This window comes from Stenotrophomonas sp. LMG 10879 (assembly GCF_002750935.1).
Lineage (GTDB): Bacteria > Pseudomonadota > Gammaproteobacteria > Xanthomonadales > Xanthomonadaceae > Stenotrophomonas > Stenotrophomonas lactitubi_B.
The window spans coordinates 68,190-94,038 of sequence record NZ_PEJT01000002.1 but is presented as its reverse complement, the minus strand read 5'-3'; the positions used below and the strand labels follow the sequence as shown (position 1 = coordinate 94,038).

Genomic DNA, 25,849 nt, shown 5'->3' with positions numbered 1-25,849 from the left:
GTCAGCCTCCAATCGGCGGCGGCCGCTTCGCCGGCGGCCGGGTTTCCTGGTTGGACAGGGCCTGCTTGGCGAGCTCGGCCACGCCGGCGATCGACCCGATCACGCCGCTGGCCTCCATCGGCATCAGCACCAGCTTCTGGTTCGGCGACGTGGCCAGTTCCTTGAACGCTTCCACATACTTCTGTGCGATGAAGTAGTTGATGGCCTGGACGTCGCCGTCGGCGATCGCCGCCGACACCACCTGGGTCGCCTTGGCTTCGGCTTCGGCCAAGCGCTCGCGGGCTTCGGCGTCGCGGAACGCGGCCTCGCGCCGCCCCTCCGCTTCCAGCACCGTGGCCTGCTTCTCGCCTTCGGCACGCAGGATCTCGGACTGGCGCGAACCTTCCGCCTCGAGGATCTGTGCGCGCTTCTCGCGCTCGGCTTTCATCTGCCGTGCCATCGCATCGAGCAGGTCGCGCGGCGGCTGGATGTCGCGGATCTCGATGCGGTTGACCTTCACGCCCCACGGATTGGTTGCATGGTCGACCACGCTGAGCAGCTTGGCGTTGATCACCTCGCGCTGGCTGAGTGATTCATCCAGGTCCATCGAGCCGATCACGGTACGGATGTTGGTCTGCACCAGGGCGATCATCGCCACTTCCAGCACCGACACCTCGTAGGCGGCCTTGGCCGCGTCCAGTACCTGGAAGAACACCACGCCGTCGACGCGCACCGCAGCGTTGTCCTTGGTGATCACTTCCTGGCCGGGCACATCCAGCACCTGTTCCATCATGTTCACCTTGCGCCCCACCCCGTAGACGATCGGGATCAGGAAGTGCAGGCCGGGCGACATCGTGTGGGTGTAGCGGCCGAACCGTTCGACGGTCCATTCATACCCCTGCGGCACCATCCGTACCGCCTTGAACAGGATGACCACGGCCACGAAGGCCAGTACCGCGCTGAAGAACATGGTCGGGAACATCGCGCTTTCCTTATGGGAGACGTCCGGAGCCCAGCATAGCGCGTGGATGCAGGCGATGCGGGTGCGGGACGTTCCAGCGCAAAGCAGCCGAGCGTGGCCCGGCTTTACCGGATGAACCCGGTCAGATCCGGGTCGTGGCCAGGAAGCGCTCGCGGTCCTGCTGGGTCTGCCGGCGGATCTCGGCCAGCGCCTGGCTTTCGGTCGCCTCCAGCATCGCCTCGAACAGGCGCTGGAAGTGATGCCGCATCGCGTTGCGTGCGGCGACCGGATCGCGCGCACGCAGACCTTCAAAGATCGCCATGTGCTCGTCGGCGCGGCTGGCACCATCGTCATGGCACACCCGGGCATAGACCTCGGTCACCCGCGGCAGCTCGCTGCGCATGCGCCAGATCTGCTGCACGAAATACTCGACCACCGGATTGCCCGACAGGCGGGCGATGGTCAGATGGAAGCGGCGGTCGTAATCGCCGGCCTCTTCATCGCTGAGGTCACGCCGGCACAACGCTTCGGCCAGCACCTGCAGCTCGGCGATGCCGGCCTCATCGATGTTGCTTGCCGCCAGCGCGGCGGCTTCTGCCTCGAACACGGCACGCGCCGCGGTCAGGTCGAAGGCGCTGATATCGGGCAGCCCGCCGGCAGCCTGGGCCGGGCGCGGCTTCACATAGACGCCCGAGCCGATACGGATCGCGATCCAGCCCTGCGCTTCCAGGGCGATTTCCGCCTCGCGGATGGTGACCCGGCTGACGCCGAAGCGTTCGGCAAGTTCACGTTCTCCCGGCAGGCGCGAACCCGACGGATATTCGCCATCTTCGATCAGCTTGCGGAGCTTGGCGGCGATGGTCTGGTAAAGACGGTTGGCGGACATGCGGCTGACCCTTGGCGGTTCCCTCCGGGCCCGTCCCCGGCCACCGGGCACGGTGCGGGTCCGGTTGGAGCGACGGCGCGACCATTGGCCGCGCCGCCCTGTTCAGAACTTGTATCGTACACCGAAATACGCACGCCGCCCGTAGCTCACCACCTCGCGGAAATTCCCGTAAAGCGGCTGGTATGCCACGCGTGGCTCGTTGGTCAGGTTCATCAGTTCCAGCGACAGCGACAGCTGCTTGTTCACCCGGTAGCGCAGGCGCAGGTCGACGCTGGTGTTGTCATCGTAATAGCGGTTCTGCTGCGCCGTGTTGCCGGTGAAGTCCTGGTAATAGTGCGAACGGAACTTGCCGATGGCCTGGATGTTGAAGCGGCCCACGTCCCAATAGATCGAACCGGACAGCACGTGCCGCGAGAATCCGCTCAGGCCGGCCGGCGGCACGATGGCCGGGATGATCGATCCGTCGGCGGCCAACTGCTCGCCCAACCGCGAATCCTGGGTCTGGTAGTCGGCGTCGGCATAGTTGTAGCTGACCTTGAAGCCGAGGCCATCGAACGGCTTGGGCAGGTACGAGAACCGGTGCGTGGCACTCAGCTCGATACCGGTCAGGGTGCTGTCCTCATCGGTGGTCACCTGCTGGCGCACCGGCACGGTCACCGTCTGTCCGTTGATGGTGTAGGTTTCCGGCACCAGCGCGGTGGCGGTGCCGCCGTTGAACTGCTTCCAGTACACCGCACCGGCCAGCAGCGTGTCCGGGTTCGCATACCACTCCAGCGAGACATCACCGTTCCAGGACATCAACGGCTGTGCGGCCGGATTGCCGCTGGCACTGATGTCGTCCAGCGCGTCGGCCAGGCCGGTATAGGTGGCATCGCTGCTGACATTGATGGTGCGGCCGGCACCGAGTGCGGCGATATCCGGGCGTGACATCGCACGATACGCGCCCACCCGCAGCAGCAGGTCCGGCTTCAGCTCGAAGGCGGCATTCACGCTTGGCAGCAGCTTGTCGTTGCCCGACTTGAACACCTGGGTGGTGAAATCACCCGTGGGCTGCAGGCGGATCGTGCCGTCGCCGTTGTCGATGATCGCCAGGTCGGTGCGCACACCTTCCGAGCGCACATCGGTCTTGACCCAGCGCAGGCCGACATTGCCGGTGACCGGCAGCCCGAACAGCGTGCTGCTGAACTCGCCCATCAGGTACAGCGCGCGGGTTTTCTCGGTCACATCGACGTTGTTCGGATCCTGGAAATCCGGGTCCAGGCCGCTGTCGCTGGTGCCGCGGAAGGACTCGTAGAGGCAGCTCGGATCGAAGTACGCCCACGAGGAGATCGTGTTGCCGCTGGCCGCATCCATGAAGTCATCCTGCGGGAACGGTGCACGGCAGGCACGGTTGGCGGCAATGATCTTCGCCTTGTCTGCCGCAACGCGCTGGTCGTAGTCGGTCACCAGGGTGTTGTCGCGCAGGCGATAGTCGGCTTGGCTGGCGCGCACGCCACCCTTGACGCGGGTGAAGAAACCGGACTCGGGCATGAAGCTGGCATCGAAGCGGCCAGCCTTGATCTTGTGGTCGTTCTCGGTAGCGCTGGAGGTGACCCGCGCTGCGCCGGTGTAGGCATCCCAGTTGTTGGGATCGAAGTTCGGCGCCAGCGCGACGCTCGGCACCTCGCCATGCCAGTCCCAGTCGTAGTCGACATAGCCGGTGGCGCCGCTGCTGATGCCCGGCACGATGGCGTTGTTGACGTCGCGCTGGTTGGCGCGCAGCCGGGTCATGCGCTCGCTGTCCAGGCGGTTGGTATGCGAATAGGAAAGATCGGTGGACAGCTCCCAGGCCGGGCTCGGGCGCAGGATCAGGTTGAGGCCGCCACCGGTGTACTCCTCGCCACGCCAATAGCGGTTGGAGGTCGAATCGATGGAGGTGCTGCCATGCAGGTGGCGGACGATGCCGTCCTCGTCCACGTCACGCTGGGTGATGCCGCGACGCGCGTTGGACAGGCTCAGGTCGCTGCGGTTCTCGTCCCAGTTGCGCTCGGTATGCTCGAAATCGAGGTTGACCTCGACCACGTCGTTGGGCCGCCACTGGAGCGCCGCGAACTCGCTCTGGCGATCATTGCGTTCCTGCTTCATGCGATAGATGCGGCTGCTGGGCACCAGGTAATACGGGGCACCGTTGGCGATGGCCTGGGCGCTGACTTCACTGCAGTTGGCATTGGCCACATTCTGCCTGCCGTCGCAGGCATACCAGGTGGAGCCGCTGGTAATGCTCTCCTCCGGATCGGTGCCCTCCAGCCGCTGGATGCCCAGCGAGATACCGAGCTTCTGGCCGTTGCCGAATTCGAACTGGTCGATGTAGCTGGCGGTACCGCGATAGCCGATGCCATCGTCGTCGCGGTACTTCTTGTCATACTCGGCCCAGCTGCCACGCAGGTCGATCTGCGCCGAGCGCTTGCCGTACTCCAGCGGCTTGACCGTTTCCAGCCCGATGGTGCCGGCGACACCACCTTCGATGATGTCGGCGCGCTGGGTCTTGTAGATCGCCACCGTGTTGATCAGCTCGGCCGGGAACATGTTGAAGTTCACCGAGCGGTCGCCGCTGCCGTTGGTGATCTCGCGGCCATTGAAGTTGGTACTGCTGAGGAAGGCGCCAAGGCCACGGATCGAGATTTCCGACGCGCCGGTCTTGTCGCGGGTGGAGGCGGCACCGGTCAGCGTTTCGATCGCATCGGCCAGCGACGGCGCGGGCAGGTCGCCGATGTCATCGGCCGACAACACATCGGCGATCACCGTGTCGTCGCGTTTCTTGTTGATCGAACTCTGCATCGACTCGCGGATGCCGGTGACCTGGACCTGGTCCAGGGTGGTGGCGTCCTGCCCCGAACCGGTAGCGGCAGACTGCGCCTGTACGGCCGGCGAAGCGGCCAGCGCAGCGAGCAGTGCCACGATCAGCGGTGTGGGTGACAACGGTGTACGACGTACAGCTCCGGCAGGTTGCCGCATGGTTTTCCTCCTCCCAAAGGATCGCCCGGACGGTAGGCGTGGGACGCAGCTTCGACACGCCGACACACAAATGTCAACCAACTGGACTGGATTTTTCGTAATACCTTTGATTCAGACCGGTTGCCCGCCATTTCATGTGCTGATGCAGCATGACTTTGCGCGCAACGTGGCTTACAACACACCCAACAAGTGGTATGCACACCCACTCTGAAACCGCGGCATTGCCGTCTCTGGAAGGACTTCATGCGCATTCAATCGACTTCGCACCGCCTTTCGAAACCTGCACTTGGATATTGCCTGGCAATTGGACTGGCAACATGCCTGACCAATTCGCCGGCAATGGCTGCAAGCTGGCTGGTACACGACGTCGGCGCGTTCGCCACCGCCGCTGCCGCGCTGCAGCCTGGTGATGAGATCGTGCTGGCCGATGGCACCTGGACCGACGCGCGCCTGCTGCTGAAGGGCCAGGGCACGGCCGCCGCGCCGATCGTGCTGCGCGCGCAGACGCCGGGCAAGGTGATCCTCAGCGGGGCGTCGGACCTGCGCCTGGCCGGCAGCTACCTGCAGGTCTCCAACCTGGTGTTCCGCAACGGCTACACCCCGGGCGACGCAGTGGTGGCCTTCCGCGAGTCGAGCAAGGCGGTGGCCAGCCACAGTCGCGTCACCGGGCTGGTCATCGACGACTACAGCAACCCCGATGGCAGCGACCAGGACTACTGGGTGTCGCTGTACGGCAGCAACAACCGCCTCGACCACAGCCAGCTGCGCGGCAAGACCAACGCCGGTCCGACGGTGGTGGTGGTGCGCGACGCCACCCAAGGCCTGGACAACCAGCACCGCATCGACCACAACTGGTTCGGCCCGCGCCCGGCGCTGGGCGTCAATGGCGGCGAAACGATCCGCGTCGGCACCAGCGACACCTCGCTGAGCGATTCCAACAGCACGGTGGAGAACAACTGGTTCGAGGGCTGCGATGGCGAGACCGAGATCGTCTCCAACAAGTCCGGCGGCAACACCTTCCGCGGCAACGTGTTCTATCGTTCGGCCGGCGCGCTGACCCTGCGCCATGGCACCGGCAACCGGGTGATCGACAACCTCTTCCTCGGCGACGACAAGGCCGGTACCGGTGGCGTGCGCATCATCAATGCCGACCAGACCGTCAGCAACAACTACTTCGAACGGCTGGCCGGCTCCAGCAACCGTTCGGCGCTGGCGGTGATGGATGCACAGGCCAATCCGCCACTGTCCGGCTATGCGCCGGTGGTCAACGCAACCATCAGCCGCAACACGTTTGTCGACGTGGCGAAGATCAGCTTCGGCGTGGGCCATGACGAAGCAAAGGGGATCGTGGTCGCGGCCAGCAACAGCCACTTCAACGGCAACCTGATCGTCAACCGCACCAGCAAGAATCCACCGAATGCGGCCAGCTCACTGGCGGGCATCGCCTTCAGCAACAACGTGCAGTCGCCACAGGCCAGCAGCGTATTTCCGGGCGGGGTGAACAGCGCCAGCATCGCCCTGCAGCAGGCCGCCAGCGGTCTGTGGGTGCCGGCAACGCCCCTGCCTACCATCGGCGCCGATCCGGCGCTGGCGATGACCCCGCGCGAACAGACGGGGGTGGACTGGTATCCCAAGGTGGGCGAGGTTGCCCTGTCACGCACCAGCACCGGAGTTGATCGATGAGGTTGCAGCCGCTGTCCCTGTGTTCCCACCGCTTGGCGCTCGCCCTTGCCCTGGCCGCTCCCTTCGCCCTGATGCCGACGGCGCCGCTGCACGCGGCACCTGCTGCAGCCGCGCGACAAGGCGATACCGCGCCGGTCCTGGTGACCGCTGCGCAGTGGCAACAGATGGCCAGCGAGGGCAGCCGCTACCCGTGGTTCGCCAAGGAGCAGGCGCGTACGCAGAAATCGCTGCAGAAGATGATGAAGGCCGGCATCGACGTGCCGGTGCCGAAGGACAAGGGTGGCGGTCGCACCCATGAGCAGCACAAGCGCAACTACCAGGCGCTGCTGGCCGCCGGCACGCTGTACCGGCTGACCGGCGACAAGGCCTATGTCACCTATTCGCGCGACATGCTGCTGCAGTACGCCAAGCTCTACCCGACCCTCGGCCCGCACCCGGAAGGACGCGGGCAGATTCCCGGCCGGGTGTTCTGGCAGGTGCTCAACGATTCGGTCTGGCTGGTCAACGCCATCCAGGGCTACGACGCGATCCGCGATGCGCTGTCGCCGCAGGATCGGCAGACCATCGAATCGCAGGTGTTCCGGCCGATGGCCGAGTTCCTGGCCAGCGAGCCGAAGAACTACGACCAGATCCACAACCACGCGACCTGGGCGGTGGCCGCCACCGGCATGACCGGCTACGTGCTGCGCGATCCGGAGCTGGTGGAGAAATCGCTGCGCGGCAGCCGCAAGGATGACCAGTTCGGTTTCCTGCGGCAGATCGACCTGCTGTTCTCGCCCGATGGTTATTACGAGGAAGGCCCGTACTACCAGCGCTATGCGCTGGCGCCGTTCCTGCTGTTCGCCAACGCGATCGAGCGCAACGAGCCGCAGCGGAAGATCTTCGCGCGCCGCGACGGCGTGCTGCTGAAGGCGGTGGACGTGCTGGTGCAGACCAGCTACGACGGCCTGTTCTTCCCGATCAACGATGCGATCCTGGACAAGGGTATCGACACCGAAGAGCTGGTGGCGGGCATCGGCATCGCCTATGCGCAGGCCGGCGATGATCGCCTGCTGTCGGTCGCGCAGCAGCAGAAACGCCTGCTGCTGTCGCCGGAAGGGCTGCAGGTGGCGCAGGCATTGGCCGCCAACAAGGCCAAACCGTTCGACTACCGGCCGATGCTGCTGCGCGATGGCCCGGACGGTGAACGCGGCGGTCTGGCGATCCTGCGCATGGGCGGCGAACGCGGCCAGGCGCTGGTGCAGAAGGACACCATGCAGGGCATGGGCCACGGCCACTTCGACAAGCTCAACTGGTTGTTCTACGACAACGGCAATGCCGTGGTGACCGACTACGGCGCAGCACGCTTCCTCAACGTGGAAGCCAAGCGTGGTGGCATCTACCTGGCCGAGAACCGCAGCTGGGCCAAGCAGACCGTGGCCCACAACACCCTGGTGGTGAACGAGCAGAGCCACTTCAAGGGCGACTGGAAGCGCGGCGAGGAACATGCGCCAACGGTGCGCTTCTTCCAGGCCGACGCGGACACCCAGATCGCTTCGGCGACGATGCGCGATGCTTACCCGGGCGTGGTTTTCACCCGCACCCAGGCATTGCTGCGCCACCCCGAACTGGGCCTGCCGGTGGTGCTGGACCTGCTGCAGGTGCACGGCGACAAGGCCGCGCGTTACGACCTGCCGCTGCACTTCAACGGCCATATCGTCACCACCGGTTTCGAGGCCGAGCATTTCCCCACCCAGCGCCCGGTGCTCGGCGGCGACAACGGCTACCAGCACCTGTGGCTGGACGCACGCAGCAAGGCCGGCAGTGAGCCGCGCACGCTGGCATGGCTGCTCGACGGACGCTTCTACACCTACCGCTTCGGCAGCAGCGCACCATCGCAGGCGTTGCTGGTGGAAAGCGGTGCCAACGATCCCGAATTCAACCTGCGCCGCGAACCCGCACTGCTGCAGCGCGTGGAAGGACAGAAGGACGTGACCTTCTTCAGCGTGCTGGAGCCGCATGGCGAGTACAACGGCACCGCCGAGTACGTGCACGGCGCCGACAGCCGCATCAAGCAGATCGTCCGCACGCGCGGCAATGATGCCGAGGTGCTCGAACTGCGCCTGGCCAGCGGCGCACGCATCGCACTGGGCGTGGCCGACGACAGCGATGCGAAGGGCGAACACAGCGTGACGGTGGATGGCCATGCCTACCGCTGGAGTGGCAGCCATGCGCGCATGGACCGCAGCAAGGGTGACGCACGATGAACGGCCCCTCGGCCGTGGCCACGCTGCGCAAGGTGCCGGTACGCTCGGCCGTGCGCTGGCTGATCGTCGGCCTGATCGCGGTGGCCACGGTGATCAACTACATCGACCGCAATGCGCTGGCGGTGATGTGGCCGGAGATCGCCAAGGAGGTCGGCGCGACCAAGGACGACTACGCGCTGCTGGTGACCGTGTTCATGCTGTTCTACGCCGCCGGCCAATTCCTGTTCGGGCGCCTGTTCGACATGATCGGGACGCGGCTGGGGTTCGCGTTGTCGATCAGTGTCTGGTCGATCTCGATCGCGCTGCATTCGGTCACCCACTCCATGCTGTCCTTCAGCGTGGTGCGGGCGATGCTGGGCATCAGCGAAGCCGGTGCCTGGCCCGGCGCGGTGAAAGCCAACGCCGAATGGTTTCCTGCGCGTGAGCGCGCCCTCGCACAGGGCATCTTCAACGCAGGTGCGTCCATCGGCGCCATCGTTTCGGCACCGGCCATCGCCGGCCTGTACCTGTGGCTGGGCTGGCGCGGCACCTTCGTGCTGGTCGGTGCGCTTGGCTTCCTGTGGCTGCTGCCGTGGCTGTTCGTCTATCGCGCCGGCCCGGACAAGCACCCGTGGGTGAGTGACGCCGAGCGACGCCTGATCATGGAAGACCAGGCCGGCCAGCAGCGCGCGGATGCGCCCAAGGTCAGCGTGCGATCGCTGCTGGCCCACCGGCAGAGTTGGGGCATGCTCGCCTGCCGTTTCCTGCTGGACCCGATCTGGTGGCTGTTCGTATCGTGGCTGCCGATCTATCTGGCCGAGACCTTCGGCTTCGACATCAAGCAGATCGGCCTGTTCGCCTGGGTGCCCTTCGTCGGCGCCATGCTGGGCAGCCTCAGCGGTGGCTGGCTGTCGGGGCGGCTGATCAACGCCGGCCATGGCGTGGACCGCGCACGCAAGCTGTCGATTTCGCTGGGCTGCGTGATCATGGCACCGGCTCTGCTCGGTGCGGTACTGGCCAACCAGCCGCTGTTTGCGGTGCTGGCAATCGCTGCGGTGCTGTTCGGTTTCCAGATTGCCATCGGCAACATCCAGACCCTGCCCGGCGATCTGTTCGACGGCCGCTCGGTGGGCACGCTGGCTGGTCTCGGCGGCCTGGCCGCCGTGGCCGGCACATTGATCACCACCTGGCTGGTGCCGGTGCTGACCCGCCATTCCTATGCACCGATCTTCATCCTCGTCGCCGCACTGGTACCGCTGTCGCTGGTGGCGCTGTGGTGGTGGACCGGACCGATCCACAAGCTCGACCGCAACGACGGTTGAGCCCCCTTTCCCTCGCATTCCCCCGCAAACCAAGGAGTTTTCCGCATGTCGTTCCAGGACAAGGTGGCCATCGTCACCGGTGGTGGCCGTGATATCGGCCGTGCCGTCTCGATCAAGCTGGCTGCGGCCGGCGCACGCGTCTGCCTCAACTACGCCAACGACGAAGCCAGCGCGCAGGAAACGCTGGCGCTGATCAAGGCTGCTGGCGGCCAGGCCATCGCCCACCGCGCCGACGTCACCGATCCGGCCGCGGTGGCCGGCCTGGTCGCAGCAACCCAGGCGGCATTCGGCCAGCGCATCGACGTACTGGTGAACGTGGCCGGCGGCATGGTCGAACGTCGTCCGCTGGCCGACATCGATCCGGCGTTCTTCCACAAGGTCATCGACCTCAACCTGACCTCCACCTACCTGACCACCCACGCCGTGGTACCGCACATGGGCGAAGGTGCGGCGATCGTCAACTTCGCCTCGCAGGCCGGTCGCGATGGCGGTGGCCCTGGCGCGGCAATCTACGCCACCGCAAAGGCCGGCGTGATGACCTTCACCCGGGCCATGGCCAAGGAGCTGGGGCCGAAGGGCATCCGCGTGAATGCGCTGTGCTGCGGCATGATCGCCACGCGCTTCCATGATGAATTCACCAAGCCGGAAGTGCGCACGGCGGTGGCCGGCGCGACGCCGCTGCGTCGCCAGGGCCAGCCGGACGAAGCGGCCGATGCGGCGGTGTACCTGGCGTCGGACGCGGCAGCATTCGTCACCGGCGTCAATCTGGACGTCAACGGCGGCACCTACTTCTCCTGACCGGACCGAAGCCCATGCAGCGCTGGATCACCGTGCTTTCCCTGGCCATCGGCAGCGCCGTGGCCGCCCCCGTGGCGCTGGCCGCACCGGTCTGGGTCACCGCCTGGACCGCTTCGCCCGCACCTGACCGCAAGGATGGCAGCGCCGATGCGCCGGTACAGTTCGCCGCGCAGACCGTGCGCCAGGACATGCGCCTGGGCAGCAAGGGCGATGCGCTGCGGCTGCGCATCAGCAACGAGCTGGGCACCACGCCGCTGCATGTGGAAGCGGTGCGGGTACGCCTGAAGGATGGCAGGGCGACAGCGCTGCCGGTCACCGTCGATGGACGCGCGTCCATCGACGTACCAGTGGGTGCCGCGCTGCTGAGTGATGCGTTGCCATTGCAGGTCGCCGCCCTGCAGGAGATCAGCGTGACCGCGTACTTCCCGCAGCCCACCCGCCCTGCGGTGCGCCGCACCGTGGTGCGGGTGGCCGACGGCAAGCCGGATGCGGTGGCCGACAGCGTGCGCATGGGTTACCAGCAGAATGTGTTCTCGGCCGTGCTGGTGCAGCGCGCGGATCGGCCGCAGGTGATCGTGGCCCTGGGTGATTCCATCACCGAGGGCGCGACGGCCTCGCGTGGCTCGTTCAACCAATGGCCCGAGCGGTTGGGCCAGCGTCTGCAGCAGGCCTGCCCGGACCGCTTCGTGGTGCTCAACCAGGGCATCAGCGGCAACAAGCTGCTGGACCATGGCCGCAGCCACAGCGCGCTGTCGCGGCTGGATCGCGACGTGATCGCGGTGGCCGACGCCGACCAGGTGATCCTGTTCGAAGGCATCAATGACATCCGCCACGGTGGCGGTGCACAGCCGCTGCCGGGGCGCAGCGCGGCGGACATGCTGCTGGGCTACCGCCAGGTGGCAGCACGGCTGCACGCGCATGGCATCCGCGCCCATCTCGGCACACTGACGCCCTTCGGCGATTCGGAGCGCTACGAACCGGCATCGGCCGCCACCCGCACCGCGATCAACCAGTGGGCGCGTGGCAAGGACACCGGCTTCGATGGCGTGGTGGATTTCGATGCGGCGCTGCGTGATCCGAAACAGCCGGAGTCATTGCCGGCGGACATCACCCGCGATCATCTGCACCCGAACGACGAGGGCTACCGGCGCATGGCCGACTCGATCGACCTGGCGATGCTGGGCTGCAACGCGCGTTGAGTCGTCCGGTGCAGGCCGGCTCTCCGGGTGACATCACCATTTCACCCTGCCCCGCAGGATGTCGGCGAACATCAACCAGTCACCGATGAAGGAATACAGCGGATGGCGGAAGGTTGCAGGGCGGTTCTTCTCGAAGAAGAAGTGGCCGACCCAGGCAAAGCCGTAGCCGCAGGCCAGTGCTGCCAACAGCAGCGGCGGCTGCCCACGCAGCACGGCGCTGGCGACCAGCAGCAGCACGCCGCAGCTGCCGATGAAATGCAGGCGTCGCGATATCGTGTTGCGGTGCTCGCTGAGATAGAACGGGTAGAACTCGCGGAAACTGGCGAAGCGGGACATGCTCATGCTCCGGGGCGATGACCGGCTCCATCATGCGCCTTTGCTGCGTGGAGTCGAGCCTACTCGGCCACGCCGGACAAGAGCAGCCGAGCATGGCTCGGCTCTACAGGAAAGGAGACGCGGCCATTAGACCGGCTGCCGCGGCCCGAACATGATCACGGCCATGCCGGCCAGGCAGAGCGCAGCACCCAGCAGGTCCCAGCGGCTGGGACGGATGCCGTCGACCAGCCACAACCAGAACAGCGCCGTGCCGATGTACACGCCACCATACGCGGCGTAAACGCGGCCGCTGGCGGTCGGGTGCAGGGTCAGCAGCCAGGCGAACAACGCCAGGCTGGCCGCCGCCGGCAGCAGCAGCCAGATGCTGCCGCCCTTGCGCAGCCACAGCCAGGGCAGGTAACAGCCGACAATCTCGGCCAGCGCGGTCAGCAGGAACAGACCCAGCGTTTTCACGCCTTTTCCGTAGCCTTGGCGTGCTGCCAGAGCGCTTCCTGTGCATCCAGATCGAGTGCAGCCAGCGAATCGCCTTGTGCCTCGGCCTGCGCCTCCATCGAACGGAAGCGACGTTCGAACTTGTGGTTGGCCCCACGCAGCGCGGCACCCAGATCGATGTCCGCATGCCGCGCCAGGTTGGCGCAGACAAACAGCAGGTCACCCAGTTCCTCCTGCAGGCGCGCCTTGTTGCCGGCGATATCGCCGCGCTCGAACTCCTCGCGCAGTTCCTGCAGCTCCTCGGCCGCCTTGTCCAGCACCGGCAGCGGACCGGGCCAGTCGAAGCCGACCTTGGCCGCGCGCGACTGCAGCTTCACCGCCCGCTGCCATTCCGGCAAGCCGCGGGAGATCCCGGCCAGCGCCGAGCTGTCCTGCTCGCCCTTGGCAGCACGCTCGGCACGCTTGATCGCGTCCCAGTTGCGCGTGACGCCCTCGGCATCATCGACGCTGACATCGGCGAACACATGCGGGTGCCGCCGCTGCATCTTGTCGCTGATCGCGCGCGCCACCTCGGCGAAGGCGAACGCGCCCTGCTCTTCGGCCATGCGCGCATGGAACACGACCTGCAGCAGCAGGTCACCCAGTTCATCGCAGAGGTCGTCGAGGTCGCCTCGATCGATCGCATCGGCCACTTCATAGGCTTCTTCGATCGTATAGGGCGCGATGGTGGCGAAGTCCTGCTCCAGGTCCCAGGGGCAACCGCCCTGTGGGTCGCGCAGGCGCGCCATGATAGCCAGCAGGCGCTGCAGCTCCGCGCTGGCGTCGCCGGTGGCAGGGGTGTCGTGCGTGCTCATGCGTTTCTCCAGGATCAATCGGACAACCAGTCCCGCCACGGCAGGCTGGTATCGCCCAGCGCCATGAACTCGCCGTTCAACAGCGTCGGCCTGCGGTTGTAGCGGAACGGCTTGCCGGTGCCGACCGAGAGCACCGCACCACCGGCCGCGTGCAGCACGCACTGGCCGGCAGCGGTATCCCATTCGGAGGTCGGGCCCAGCCGCGGATAGACATCCAGGCCACCTTCGGCGATCCGGCAGAACTTCAGCGAAGAGCCCTGCACCACGGTCTCGATGTCGCCCATCCGGGCCAGCAACGCATTCGTCTCGGCTGAACGATGCGAACGGCTGGCGGCGACCCGCAGCGGCGCAGTCGCGGGTGTACGGGTACGCAGCACGGTGTCATGCACGCCCTGCCGGCGATACGCCAGCTCGCCGCGCATCGCGTGCCAGACAATGCCGGTGACCGGCGACTGGACCACGCCGAAAGCCGGCGCGCCCTGGTAGATCAGCGCGATGTTGACGCTGAACTCGCCATTGCGCTTGACGAAATCACGGGTGCCATCGAGTGGATCGACCAGCCAGTACGCGCCCCAGTGCTGACGCTGTTCCCACGGCACCAGCGGCGACTCCTCCGACAGGATCGGCAGGTCCGGGGTCAGCTGGCGCAGCCCCTGCTGGATCACCCGGTCGGCAGCGAGATCGGCAGCGGTGACCGGGCTGTCGTCGTCCTTGAGTGTCACATCGAAACCGTTGCTGTAGACCTGCATGATGGCCTGCCCGGCTTCCTGGGCGATGGCGATCGCGGTCTCGCGCAGTTCCGTGGTCAGCTTGATCATCGTGCTCCCTGCAGCCACTGGCGGGCGATGAACAGCGCCGCCAGCGAACGCCCTTCGGAAAAGTCCTCGCGCAGCATCAGCTGGTCCAGATCGGCCAGCTTCCACGGCACCACTTCCAGCTCCTCCGGCTCGTCTCCGGCCAGCTTCTCCGGGTACAGGTCGCGTGCGACCACCAGCCAGGATTGATGGCTCATGTAGGTCGGCGCCAGGGTCATCGCGCGCAGCACGTCGACCCGCCGTGCGCCATAACCGGCCTCTTCCTTCAGCTCACGGTCGGCGGCCTGCTCCGGCGTTTCGCCGGCATCGATCCGGCCCTTGACCAGGCCAAGCTCGTAGCGATGCATGCCGGCCGCGTATTCACGCACCAGCAGCACGGTTTCATCATCGAGCATCGGCACCACCACCACTGCGCCATGGCCACGGCTGACCAGGCGCTCGAAGCGGCGGCGTTCGCCATTGGAGAACTCCAGGTCCAGGTGCTGGCGCTGGAAGGGCCCGTTCTCCTCGTCGGTGATCCGATGGATGATCGGCAGAGGACGCCTTGCGCGGTCATCGTTCACGCGGAATCTCCGTGGCAGCCGGCGCATGCGCCGAGGCCGATAGAATGTGCAGGCAGCAACATGTTCATGAGCCCGAAATGCTAGCAGACCCAACCCCCTCTCCGCTGGTCCAGCACTGGCGGCAACGCGACCTCCAGGTCCTATGGCACCCGTGCACGCAGATGCGCGAGCATCCGCACACGTTGCCGCTGGTGCCGATCGCCCGCGGCGAAGGCGCCTGGCTGATCGATCACGACGGCAACCGCTACCTGGACGCCGTCAGCAGCTGGTGGACCAACCTGTTCGGCCATGCCGAGCCGCGCATCGGCGGTGCCATCGCCGCCCAGGCCGGGCAGCTGGAACAGGTCATGCTGGCCGGCTTCGGCCATGAACCGGCGATCACCCTGGCTGAACGCCTGTTGGCCCTGGCGCCGCGCCAGCCCGGCCGCGCGCCGCTGGCCAAGGTGTTCTACGCCGACAACGGCTCGGCCGGCGTCGAAGTGGCGCTGAAGATGGCCTTCCAGTATTTCCAGAACCGCGGTGAGAACCGGCGCACGCGCTTCATCTCGCTGGAGAACGGCTACCACGGCGAGACGCTGGGTGCCCTCGCACTGGCCGACATCCCGCTGTATCGCCGCGTCTATGCGCCATTGCTGGCCGAGGGCCTGTTCGCGCCCTCGCCCGACGCCTACCTGGCCGAGCCCGGGCAGAGTGCAGCCGACCGCGCTCGCCAGGCCGCCGATGGCCTGGCCACGCTGTTCGACCAGCATCCGGGCGAGATCTGCGCGGTGATCCTGGAACCACGGCTGCAGTGCGCCGGTGGCATGCGCATGCACGATCCGGCCTATCTGCAGCGCGTGCGTGAACTGTGCGATGCCCATGGCGCCTTCCTGATTGCCGACGAGATCGCCACCGGCTTCGGCCGCACCGGCACCATGTTCGCCTGCGAGCAGGCCGGGGTGATGCCTGATCTGCTGTGCCTGTCCAAGGGCCTGACCGGCGGTTTCCTGCCCTTGGCTGCGGTGCTGGCCACGCAGGCGCTGTACGACGCCTTCCTTGATGATTCGCGGGAACGCGCCTTCCTGCATTCGCACAGCTACACCGGCAACCCGCTGGCCTGTGCGGCGGCGCTGGCCACGCTGGACATTTTCCGCGACGACGATGTGATCGCCCGCAACCGCGGCATCGCCTCGGTGATGGGCACCCTGGCCGCACCGTTCGCCGACCATCCACACGTGACCGATGTGCGCCAGGCCGGGATGGTGGTGGCCTTCGAACTGACCCGCAACGGCGACAAGCGCACGCCCTTCGATCCGGCGCTGAAGCTGGGGCTGCACGCCTACAAGGCCGCGCTGAAACGCGGTGTGGTGCTGCGCCCGCTGGGCAACGTGCTGTACTGGATGCCACCGTACTGCGTGGACGACGAACAACTGGAGCTGCTGGCACATACGACGCTGGCAGCCATCGACGAGGCGATTGCATGCGCGTGACCCGCTGCCCCATCGACCTGGCGCTGCACAGCGGCCAGACCGTGACCCTGCCGGAAGAGACGGCCAACCACCTGGTGCGGGTGATGCGCCTGCGCGAGGGTGACACCTGCGTGCTGTTCAACGGCGATGGCCACGACTACACCGCGACGCTGACGCTGGCCGGCAAGCGCGAAGTGCAGGTGCGCATCGATCAGGTGCAGCCGATCGGCAACGAATCGCCGCTGACGATCACCCTGCTGCAGGGCATCGCTCGCGGCGAGAAGATGGACCTGATCCTGCAGAAGGCCACCGAGCTGGGGGTGAGCGCCATCGTGCCGGTGAACGCGGAACGTACCGAGGTGAAGCTGGATGCAGCACGCGCGGAGAAACGCGTGGCGCACTGGAACAACGTGGTGCAGTCGGCCTGCGGGCAATCCGGACGTGCGCGCATTCCGCAGGTAGGGCCGCCGCAGTCGCTGGCACAGGCCAGCGCGGCACTGCCCGCCGACACGTTGCGGTTGACCCTGGACCCGTTGGGAGCGCACCGGCTGTCGACACTGCAGGCGGCGCCAGCCGGCGGCGTGGTGATCGCGATCGGCCCGGAAGGTGGCTGGTCGCCGCGTGACCGTGAGCAGTTGGCGGCCGCAGGCTTCCAGGGCCTGCAGTTGGGCCCACGCATCCTGCGCACGGAAACCGCAGGCCTGGCCGCGATCGCGGCATTGCAGGCACGGCTGGGCGATCTGGGGTAAGGCTCCGGTCCGGTGGCCGCTGCGCTCGCCGGGCATGGCCCGGCGCTACCCGATATCCGGAACGCCTGCGGTAGCGCCGGGCCATGCCCGGCGGATTCCGGTCAGGCCGTCAGCGAATCCACCGCAGCTTCCAGTGCGTCGAGGTTCGGCAACAGGGCGCTCTGTTCGCCCAGCAGCACGCGCATGTGCACGATGTCGGGCAGGGTTTCCTCGGATGCGTCGGCCAGCAGGCCATCGCGCGGTACCGAGATCAGCTGCGGGAAGCTCTGCGTCAGCAGCGCGTAATACGGGCGCTCCGGGTTGCCGCTGAGGGTCTTGAGCACCACCACCTTGTTGTGGCCGGCCACCGTCTCTTCGCCCAACCCGGAGAGTCGCGCGAACGACACCAGGGGCACCTGCCAGCCGTGCCAGCCGATCTCACCCACCAGCCAGCGCGGAGCATCGGCGATTGCCTGCACCGGCACCCGCGACATCATCTCGGCCACGGTGGCATTGGGCAGCAGGACCCGTTCGGCACCGGCCGAGATCAGGACGCCACGGATCTCATCATTGCTGGCGTAGCTCATGCGGCATCTCCGTCGTCATCCAGGCCCCAGCGCGCGGCGATCACCTGCGCCAGTTCCTGCGGTTCACCGGCCACCATGCCGGCAGCGACCACGGCCGTTGCCGCAGCCGGGTCGTAGCAGCCTTCGCCCACCTGCCCGGCTACCCAGGCGCCGGCGGCGGCGAGGTCCAACGCCGGGCCGACATGGGCCAGATCGGCACCACTCAGCAGCACCAGCGCGCTGTGCTCGGCCGACAGCGTGGCAATCGAGATGCCCTGCGCTTCGCTCTGGAAATACAGGCCATCGGCGGCGGCATGCACGCCGATGTCATCGGCCAGCACGTGTACTTCACCCGCGGTGGCGCGCTGGCCGGCTTCGGCCAACTGCACCGGCAGCGGCGATACGCGCGCCATCTGCTTGACCAGGTTGCCATAGCGGCCGCCATCCAGGCGCATGTGCACCAGCACCGGCACGGCCAGCCCGCTGGGCAGTGCCGCGAGCAGGCGGCGCAACGCATCGGGACCGCCGATACCGGCCAGTACCAGCAGCGCACCGGCGCGGCTGCCTGCGGGTGCGGCGGCGTCCAGGTCGACCAGTGACAGATGCTCGGTGTCGAACGCCGGTTCCGGCGCCGCGACCGTCGCAGCAGCACGCGGCTCTGCCGGCGCGTCGCTGGCCTCGTCGACCAGCGACCAGGCGGTGTGATCGGTGAATACCGTCGGGGGAGCGACCGGCACCGGCGGCGGTGCAGGCGCTGCATCAACGGGCGTCGCCGCCTCCGCCAGCACCGGCTGCAGCGCCGCCAGTGCCTGCTCCAGCGTGATCGGCTCATGCAGATGGGCTGGCGGCGAATAGAGGCCATCCGCCGGCACGTCGTCGGCCCACGAACGGGCCTGCTCCAGGTGCGGCTGCAGCGCGGTTTCCTTCGGCACCGGCGGCGTCGACGGCCGGCCCGGCTCAAGCTGCAATGCCGGTTCGTCCTCGGCACCCGGCGGCAGCACCTGCTGGTGGCCGTGCAGCTTGGCGGCCAGGTGACGGCCCCAGCGCTGCGCTTCCCACCCATCGCGACGCGCGGCCAGTTCAGCCTCGTCGAACACCAGCGTCAACCCGGGTGCCGACAGCGCCGGTTCCAGGCGCTCCAGCGCATCTTCAATGGCCGCTTCCAGCGCGATCACCACGAACTGCGGGCGTGCATCCTGCAGCGCCTGCGGTTCCAGCGTGATGGGATCGTCTTCCAGCACGATCTGCACGTCGGCATGGGCCAACGCCTCGCGCAGGCGCTCACGCGCCGCACCCGGACGGGCCAGCAGGGCTACGGCCGGAACCGGATCGAGGTCACTCACGGACACGGGCAATCCCCAGCAAGTCGTACACGTTACGCATCAGGTCCAGCTCCTGGTAAGGCTTGCCCAGGTAGCGCTGCACACCGATTTCGAAGGCGCGCTGGCGGTGCTTGTCGCCGCTGCGCGAGGTGATCATCACGATCGGCACGTCCTTGTAGCGCGGGTCGGCACGCATTGCGGTAGCCAGCTCGTAGCCGTCCATCCGCGGCATTTCGATGTCCAGCAGCATCAGGTCCGGCACGCGCTCTTCCAGTTGCTCCAGAGCTTCGACGCCATCGCGGGCGACGCTCACCTCGAAGTTGTGACGCTCCAGGATGCGGCCGGTGACCTTGCGCATGGTCAGCGAATCGTCCACCACCATCACCAACGGCACCTGCCGTTCCTGGCGGGGTGCATTGACCAGCACCGGCGGGGTCGGGTTGGCCAGGAAGCGGCGCACCAGCGGGGCCACGTCCAGGATCACCACCACGCGACCATCGCCGGTGATGGTGGCACCGTAGATACCCGGTACCGAGGCGATCTGCAGGCCCACCGGCTTGACCACGACTTCGCGGTTGCCCAGCACCTGATCGATCGCAACGGCGGCGCGCAGGTCGCCCGCGCGGACCAGCAACAAGGGCACCTGGGCCTGGCCATCGGCGCGCGCCGGGGCCTGGCCGACCAGACTGCCGAGGTCGTACAGCGGATAGTCTTCGCCGCCGTAGCGGTAGCTGCTGTCGGCCGCTTCGAAGCGTTCGTGCGACAGCCGTCCAATGCCACTGACCGACGCCACCGGTACTGCGAAGGTGGTTTCGCCGATCTGCACGAACACTGCCTGGGTGACCGCCAGCGTCTGCGGCAGGCGCAGGGTGAAACGCACGCCCTGGCCACGCACCGACTGGATGTCGACCGAGCCACCGAGCTGGCGCACTTCGTTGCCGACCACGTCCATGCCGACGCCACGGCCCGCCAGCTGGCTGACCTGGTCGGCGGTGGAGAAGCCCGACGCGAAGATCAGGTTGTCCAGCTCCTGCTCGCTCGGCTGCGCATCGGCAGGCAACAGGCCGCGTTCGATGGCGCGACGGCGGATCGCCTCACGATCCAGGCCCGCGCCGTCGTCGGCCACGTCCAGCACGATTTCCGAGCCTTCACGGTGCAGGCGGATGGCGATTTCGCCTTCTTCCGGCTTGCCGGCGGCACGACGTTGTTCCGGTGCTTCCAGGCCATGGGCAACCGAGTTGCGCAGCATGTGCTCCAGCGGCGCGACCATGCGATCGAGCACGTTGCGGTCGAGTTCGCCGTGGGTGCCTTCCAGGGTCAGATGGACCTGCTTGCCGGTGTCCATGCCGGCCTGGCGGACCACCCGGCGCAGGCGCGGCACCAGGCCGTCGAACGGCACCATGCGCGCGCGCATCAGGCCGTCCTGCAGTTCCGAACTGACACGCGACTGCTGCTGCAGGAGCGAATCGTACTGGCGCGACAGATCGTCCAGCACGCCCTGCAGGCCACCCAGATCGGCGGCGGACTCGTTCAGCGCGCGGCTGAGCTGCTGCAGGGTGGAGAAACGGTCCAGTTCCAGCGGATCGAACTTGTGGTCGGCCTGGTCCTGCTCGCGCTGGTAGCGGGCAACGATCTGCGCCTCGGTTTCCAGGTCCAGGCGACGCAGCTGGTCGCGCAGACGCGCGTTGGTGCGTTCCAGCTCGCCCATCGCGCCGCGGAAGGCACCGAGCTGCTGTTCCAGGCGCGAACGGTAGATCGCCACTTCGCCGGCGTGGTTGACCAGGCGGTCAAGCAGGTCGGCGCGCACACGCACCTGTTCCTGCTGCGGACGGGCCAGCGGGTCTTCTTCGGTGGAGCCTTCCACGGGCAACGGTGCCGACAGCGGCGCATCGACCACGGCCACGGCCGGAGTGACCTGCGGAGTCTGCTCCGCCTCGGTGGCAGCAGCGGCTGCAGCTGCGCTGGCAGCGGCGGCGATGTCGGTCGTGGTCCGTGCTTCAAAGGCATCGAGCAGATCCTGTGCCGGCTCGACAACGCGGTGTTCGCCAGTGCGGGTCAGCAGCTGGTGCAGACGGTCAAAACCGCGTTCCAGCAACTGCACGTCACGACGTTCGATCTCGGTGCGCCCGCCAGCGACGGCCTCCAGCAACGATTCGATGCTGTGGCCGAGATCGCCGATGGCATTGATGCCCGCCATGCGCGCACCGCCCTTCAGCGTATGCAGATCGCGCTGCAGGCCGGCCAGGGCTTCGCGATCCTGCGGCGCTTCGCGCAGTTCGCTGATCAGTCCATCGCAATGATCCAGCAGGTCCTTGCCTTCCTCGACGAAGATGTCGACCAGCTCGCGGTCATAGACGCTGAAGTCGAGCAGGTCGGCGCTGTCTTCGGTCTCGGATTCGGATTCGGATTCGGATTCGGATTCGGTCTCGGATTCGGTCTGGGCGTCGAGCAGAGCAGTGTCCGCCGGCACCACCGCATCGGCGCTGTCGATGGCGACAGGTTCGGCATTGGTCGCCGCAGCCTCAGCCTCAGCCACGATCGGCACCACGATCATGCCGCTGTCCGCTACGGCGGCCTGGTCCGGAGCATCTTCCAGTTCGAAGAAACGCGAGGGCGAAATGGCGTCCTGCGTCGAGTCCGTGGACTCGACGTCTTCCACCGTCGCCGGGGACGGCTGGTCGGCGCTCTCTCCTTCACCGACCGCCGCCTCCCCGCCGACGTCCGCATCCTCGGCAAAGGCTTCCGCCTCGCCAGGCGCGAGTTCGCTGGCCTGCAGGCCGAGCACGGGCCATTGCCCGTCTTCGTCCTGGCCCTGCTCCTCGTCGATCACGTGCAGGCCGGCCTCGAGCGCGGCTTCCAGCGTGACCGGGTCTACGAAGCCCGGCACAGCCATTTCATCCTGCAGGCTGGACAGCTCGCTGTCGAGTGGCACTGCAGCAGCGTCGTCATCCACCGCTGTTTCAGGTGTGAACGGCAGCGGCGTATTCAGGTCGTTTGCGACATCCAGGTCGCGGTCGTCAACCGGCAGCGCGCTGGCGTCCAGATACGGCGACAGATCGTCCACCGCCGTCAGCGCGGTGTCTTCCAGGGCGGTGTCTTCCGATGCTGGCACTGCCGGGCCGGCATCGATCTCCGCGCCGACGAGCGGGGAAGCAGCCACTTCCAACGTCGATTCCGGCGCCGGGGCGTCCGGCATCGAAGGCCACCCTGCGTCGAAGTAGCGCGACAGATCATCGCTGCCGGTCAACTCAGCGGACTCGAGGCCCGCGTCGCTCAACGCGTCCTCGCTGACCTGCATTGCATCCAGCGCGTCGGCGTCGGCGACGTCGGTATCACGTCCGGCTTCTGGCTCGATCTCAAGCCCATGGGGCGACTCGACCACGTCGGCATCGGCATCGGCGACCAGCGAAAGCAGCTGGTCGTCTTCGTCTTCATCCTCGACGTCCAGCCCGGCCATCGGCCAGCGTGCTTCCGGCAGTTCACCGGCCAGCGCCTGCAGGCGCTGCGCCAGTTCAGCCTGCGGCGCAATCCGTGGCTGCTCGGCCTGCAGCGCGTCCATGGTCGCGTTGATCGCCTGCGCGGTCTCGTCCAGGGCCGCCACGGCGTCATCACCCGGCACAACCTCGGCGGCAAGTGCGCGCTTGATGTACGACTCGGCGCCGCCGGTAACGGCGGTGATTTCCGGCACTTCGGTCATCGCGAAGGCGCCGTTCATGGTGTGCACCGCACGCAGCAGTGCATCGCTGACCGGCTGCGGTGCCTGTTGCGCCGAGCGCAACCAGCCCTGCAGGGTGGCCTGGTGGAGTTCCACCTCGGCCTCCAGGATCTCGCGCAGCACGCTGTCGATGTTGGCCGGGGTACCCGCCACTTCGACGGCGCTCTCTGCCGGTGCATCGACAACCGGTTCGGTGCTGCCCAGCGGCTCGACAACATCGGACGCTGCCACCACCGTCGGCACAGCAGCGCCCGGTAGCGCAACGTAGAACGTCTCTTCGCCTGCAGCCACGCGATCGGCGATGGCCTGCATCGCCTGCAGGTCGACGCTGACCCGCTGGCCATCGCGCAGTGCCGCGTTCAACTGCGGCAGTGCCGTGTAAGCGTGATCGACCATCGCCAGCACCGCCGGCGTGGCGGCACGGGTGCCATCGAGCACGCGATTGAGCATGCCCTCGATCTTCCACGCGAACTCACCCAGGGTACGTGCGCCGACCAGGCGGCCACTGCCCTTCAGTGTGTGGAAAATGCGCCGGATCGGCCGCAGCCGATCCATGTTGTCCGGCTGCATGCGCCAGGCCGGCAGCAGCGTGCCGAGATTGCCGAGCTCGTCGTCGAATTCCTCCAGGAACACCTCGCGGATGTCCTGGTCGATATTCTCGGCATCATCGTCGAAACCCGCATCGAACCCGCCTTCGGCCACGGCCGCCGGCACGGTTCCGGTCGACCCGGCAGTCGCCTGCGTGGCCTGCGGATTGAAGTCGGCGGCGGCGGCGTTCAGTTCTGCGAAGAACTGCGCATCGGCCTCGCTGAAGTCGATCGGCGCGATGGTATCCACATCGACCAGCGCCACGGTCGGCGCAGCCGTCGATGCAGGCAGGTCTTCGGTCGCGCGCAGATCAGCGGCAGGTACGACGTAAGCCTCAGCCTCGGTCTCGGCGGTGGCGTCGCTCAGTTCGGCAACGGCCAGCCCATCGTCGGCCTGCGGCGCCGCAACTGCGTCGATGAATTCCAGTGTCGCCGGCGACTCCTGTTCGTCGTCCAGCGACAGCGTTTCCATTGCCTCCAGCGACAGCACGTCATCGGCGTTGTGCAACAGGTTGCTGTCGAAACGGAACACCACATCGTCGTTCAGCGGCGGCTGGCCGTCCTGCTCGGCGGCAACCGGATCGAATGCCTGCGAAACGACCGCATCCAGCGGCGCAGCGAACGAGGCTTCGTGCAACGACGTCGCCGGGAGGGCGTCATCGTTGTCGTCCATGGCGGCTACACGCGTATCGCGCGCTTCCAGCTCCGGAATCCCGGACAGCGTCCAGGCAGCGGAGTTGGACTGTTCGGCCGACACCGGATCGAAGCTGACCGGATCAAAGCTGTCGAACGTCGGCGCACGCTCGTCGCTGCGTTCCGCAGCCGCATCCGCCGACGCGTCGAATCCACCCAGCTCCCACTGCGGCACTTCCGGCGCAGGTGCACTGGAGGCCGCGAACAACAGGGGCGCCGGGGTGTCGCGCGGTTCGGCAGGGACAGCCGGCGTACCCAGCGATCCAAACATCAGGCCGTTGTCGGCGGCCGGGGCCTCCGGCAGCGGATCGAAGGTGAAATCGGGCAGCGGCACGGGCATGTCGCCCGGCGCCGGCGCGGCGGCCTGCACGATGGCGTCCAGCGGTTCGATCTGCAGCGGCACGGCCGGCACGGCCACGGCTTCGCGTACGACCGGCTGCACGGCATCGGCTTCGGCTGCGACCACGCCACGCTCGGGCAGCGGCCAGTAGCGCAGCGCTTCCAGGCTGCTGCGGGTGATGTCGAGGATGTCCTCGCGACCCGGACGGCGGTCACGCAGGGCTTCCAGGTAGTACTCCAGGCTGGCCATGGCATCGGCCAGGGTGTCCAGCTGGCGGCCACTGGGCACGCGCTGGCGGCCGATCAGTTCGGCTTCGATGTACTGCTGCACGCCGCGCAGGTAGTCGGCAGCGGTGCCCAGGTCGAGCATGCGCAATGCGCCGGAGACATCGCCGAGCAGGCGCGGCACATCCTGCAGTTCGGCGTGGTTCCAGCTGGTTTCAATGAAGGCGACGAAATGCTCGCGGGCGGCGGCGAAATTGGCGATCGCCTCGTGTGCCAGCACTTCCACCGTGCGCCGGTTCTCCACCGCGCTCGGATCATCCTGGCCACTGCCGCTGGCGCCGAGGTGTGCGACCTGGTCGTCCAGCGACGCGTCGACATAAAGCAGCGCACCGGCGATATCCAGCAGCATGTCTTCGTCGATCTGCTGGCGGCCTTCGACAACCCCGCGCAGCGCGTCACGCTGCTGCACGACCACGCCGCGCGCGGCGCCCAGGCCGAGCATGCCCAGCGTATCGGCCACCGAGCCCAGCTTGGTCACCTGCTCCTGCAGCTGTTGCGGCGCGCCGTCGGTACGCAGGTGCAGGTCCAGGGCATCCTTGACCTGCAGCAGTTCTTCCTTGACCGCATTGCCGACGGTGTCCAGCAGTTCGCGGTTGCGGCCGCTGAGGCTGCCGCGTGCGTGGTCCAGTTCCGCTTCGGTGGCGGTCACCGAATCGGGCGCGAACGCGAACAGCACGCTGTCGTTGATCAGCGCTTCGCCACGGGCGGCGCGGATCTCGTTGAGCAGCGGCTGCAGCACGATCGGAATGTCACGGTGCCCGTTCTGCAGGCGCTCCAGGTAATCGGGCAGCAGCACGCTGCCGCGCATCAGGGTGGCGCAGGCCTCGTCGCGCTCGGCCACTTCGCCCTTGCCGACGGCAACGGCGAGCTGTTCCAGCTCTTCGGCCACCATCGCCGGGGCGTACAGTTCAACCATGCGCAGCGTGCCCTGCACCTGGTGCAGGTAGCCGGCGCAGATGCGCATGCGGCTGCTGTCGCCCGGGTCCTCGGCAAAGTACTCGACCTCGTTGCGCACCAGGCGCAGGGTCTCGTCCAGCTCGGGCTTGACCCAGCCCAGGGCCGCGTGGCTCATCGCATCGCGCAGGCTGCTCATGGATGCGCTCCGGTCGCCGCCGCGCG

18 protein-coding genes are annotated in these 25,849 nt (G+C 67.2%); 7 read left to right on the top strand and 11 right to left on the bottom strand.

Annotated elements, in window-relative coordinates; all coding sequences use genetic code 11:
- Nucleotide 1: 1 nt before the first annotated feature.
- The 3 genes from CR919_RS03270 to CR919_RS03260 form a co-directional block, all read right to left on the bottom strand.
- Nucleotides 2–961: an SPFH domain-containing protein gene (locus CR919_RS03270; protein ID WP_025877782.1), complete on the bottom strand. Its 960-nt coding sequence runs from the start codon at nt 959–961 to the stop codon at nt 2–4.
- A 121-nt stretch (nt 962–1,082) separates the two neighbouring features.
- A complete protein-coding gene (locus CR919_RS03265; protein ID WP_099818855.1) occupies nt 1,083–1,826 on the bottom strand; it encodes a FadR/GntR family transcriptional regulator in 744 nt (247 codons plus the stop codon).
- 102 nt (nt 1,827–1,928) lie between these two features.
- Nucleotides 1,929–4,820: a TonB-dependent receptor gene (locus tag CR919_RS03260; protein ID WP_099818854.1), complete on the bottom strand. Its 2,892-nt coding sequence runs from the start codon at nt 4,818–4,820 to the stop codon at nt 1,929–1,931.
- Between the two features lie 339 nt (nt 4,821–5,159).
- Between CR919_RS03260 and CR919_RS03255 the strand changes: the two genes are divergently transcribed.
- The 5 genes from CR919_RS03255 to CR919_RS03235 are packed head-to-tail and all read left to right on the top strand — an operon-like array spanning nt 5,160 to nt 12,047.
- Nucleotides 5,160–6,503, top strand: a complete 1,344-nt coding sequence (locus CR919_RS03255; protein ID WP_243379881.1) for a polysaccharide lyase 6 family protein — start codon at nt 5,160–5,162, stop codon at nt 6,501–6,503.
- Nucleotides 6,500–8,749 (top strand): oligoalginate lyase, encoded by a 2,250-nt coding sequence (locus CR919_RS03250; protein WP_099818852.1) that lies wholly within the window; start codon nt 6,500–6,502, stop codon nt 8,747–8,749. Before CR919_RS03255 ends, CR919_RS03250 begins: the two co-directional genes overlap by 4 nt.
- Nucleotides 8,746–10,050 carry an MFS transporter gene (locus CR919_RS03245; protein ID WP_099818851.1) on the top strand — a complete coding sequence of 435 codons (1,305 nt, stop codon included), beginning with the start codon at nt 8,746–8,748 and terminating at the stop codon, nt 10,048–10,050. Before CR919_RS03250 ends, CR919_RS03245 begins: the two co-directional genes overlap by 4 nt.
- A gap of 45 nt (nt 10,051–10,095) precedes the next feature.
- On the top strand, nt 10,096–10,848 hold the full coding sequence (locus CR919_RS03240; protein WP_099818850.1) for a glucose 1-dehydrogenase: 753 nt from the start codon (nt 10,096–10,098) through the stop codon (nt 10,846–10,848).
- A 14-nt stretch (nt 10,849–10,862) separates the two neighbouring features.
- Nucleotides 10,863–12,047 (top strand): GDSL-type esterase/lipase family protein, encoded by a 1,185-nt coding sequence (locus tag CR919_RS03235; RefSeq protein ID WP_099818849.1) that lies wholly within the window; start codon nt 10,863–10,865, stop codon nt 12,045–12,047.
- A gap of 33 nt (nt 12,048–12,080) precedes the next feature.
- Here CR919_RS03235 and CR919_RS03230 read toward each other — a convergent pair whose 3' ends face one another.
- The 5 genes from CR919_RS03230 to nudE form a co-directional block, all read right to left on the bottom strand.
- Nucleotides 12,081–12,383 carry a DUF962 domain-containing protein gene (locus CR919_RS03230; RefSeq protein ID WP_099819105.1) on the bottom strand — a complete coding sequence of 101 codons (303 nt, stop codon included), beginning with the start codon at nt 12,381–12,383 and terminating at the stop codon, nt 12,081–12,083.
- A gap of 126 nt (nt 12,384–12,509) precedes the next feature.
- Entirely contained in the window at nt 12,510–12,836 is a 327-nt protein-coding gene (locus CR919_RS03225; RefSeq protein ID WP_099818848.1) for a YnfA family protein, read from the bottom strand.
- On the bottom strand, nt 12,833–13,669 hold the full coding sequence (gene mazG / locus CR919_RS03220; protein ID WP_099818847.1) for a nucleoside triphosphate pyrophosphohydrolase: 837 nt from the start codon (nt 13,667–13,669) through the stop codon (nt 12,833–12,835). The genes CR919_RS03225 and mazG overlap by 4 nt, the downstream gene beginning before the upstream one ends.
- A 14-nt stretch (nt 13,670–13,683) precedes the next feature.
- A complete protein-coding gene (gene cysQ / locus CR919_RS03215) occupies nt 13,684–14,487 on the bottom strand; it encodes a 3'(2'),5'-bisphosphate nucleotidase CysQ (protein WP_099818846.1) in 804 nt (267 codons plus the stop codon).
- On the bottom strand, nt 14,484–15,074 hold the full coding sequence (gene nudE / locus CR919_RS03210; protein WP_099818845.1) for an ADP compounds hydrolase NudE: 591 nt from the start codon (nt 15,072–15,074) through the stop codon (nt 14,484–14,486). Before nudE ends, cysQ begins: the two co-directional genes overlap by 4 nt.
- Nucleotides 15,075–15,124: 50 nt before the next feature.
- Between nudE and bioA the strand changes: the two genes are divergently transcribed.
- Entirely contained in the window at nt 15,125–16,516 is a 1,392-nt protein-coding gene (gene bioA, locus CR919_RS03205; protein WP_243379878.1) for an adenosylmethionine--8-amino-7-oxononanoate transaminase, read from the top strand.
- Entirely contained in the window at nt 16,507–17,244 is a 738-nt protein-coding gene (locus CR919_RS03200; protein ID WP_099818843.1) for a 16S rRNA (uracil(1498)-N(3))-methyltransferase, read from the top strand. The genes bioA and CR919_RS03200 overlap by 10 nt, the downstream gene beginning before the upstream one ends.
- A 101-nt stretch (nt 17,245–17,345) precedes the next feature.
- Here CR919_RS03200 and CR919_RS03195 read toward each other — a convergent pair whose 3' ends face one another.
- The 3 genes from CR919_RS03195 to CR919_RS03185 are packed head-to-tail and all read right to left on the bottom strand — an operon-like array spanning nt 17,346 to nt 25,823.
- Nucleotides 17,346–17,810, bottom strand: a complete 465-nt coding sequence (locus CR919_RS03195; protein ID WP_099818842.1) for a chemotaxis protein CheW — start codon at nt 17,808–17,810, stop codon at nt 17,346–17,348.
- Nucleotides 17,807–19,138 (bottom strand): chemotaxis protein CheB, encoded by a 1,332-nt coding sequence (locus CR919_RS03190; protein ID WP_099819104.1) that lies wholly within the window; start codon nt 19,136–19,138, stop codon nt 17,807–17,809. The genes CR919_RS03195 and CR919_RS03190 overlap by 4 nt, the downstream gene beginning before the upstream one ends.
- A complete protein-coding gene (locus CR919_RS03185; protein WP_099818841.1) occupies nt 19,125–25,823 on the bottom strand; it encodes an Hpt domain-containing protein in 6,699 nt (2,232 codons plus the stop codon). The genes CR919_RS03190 and CR919_RS03185 overlap by 14 nt, the downstream gene beginning before the upstream one ends.
- Nucleotides 25,824–25,849 lie beyond the last annotated feature (26 nt).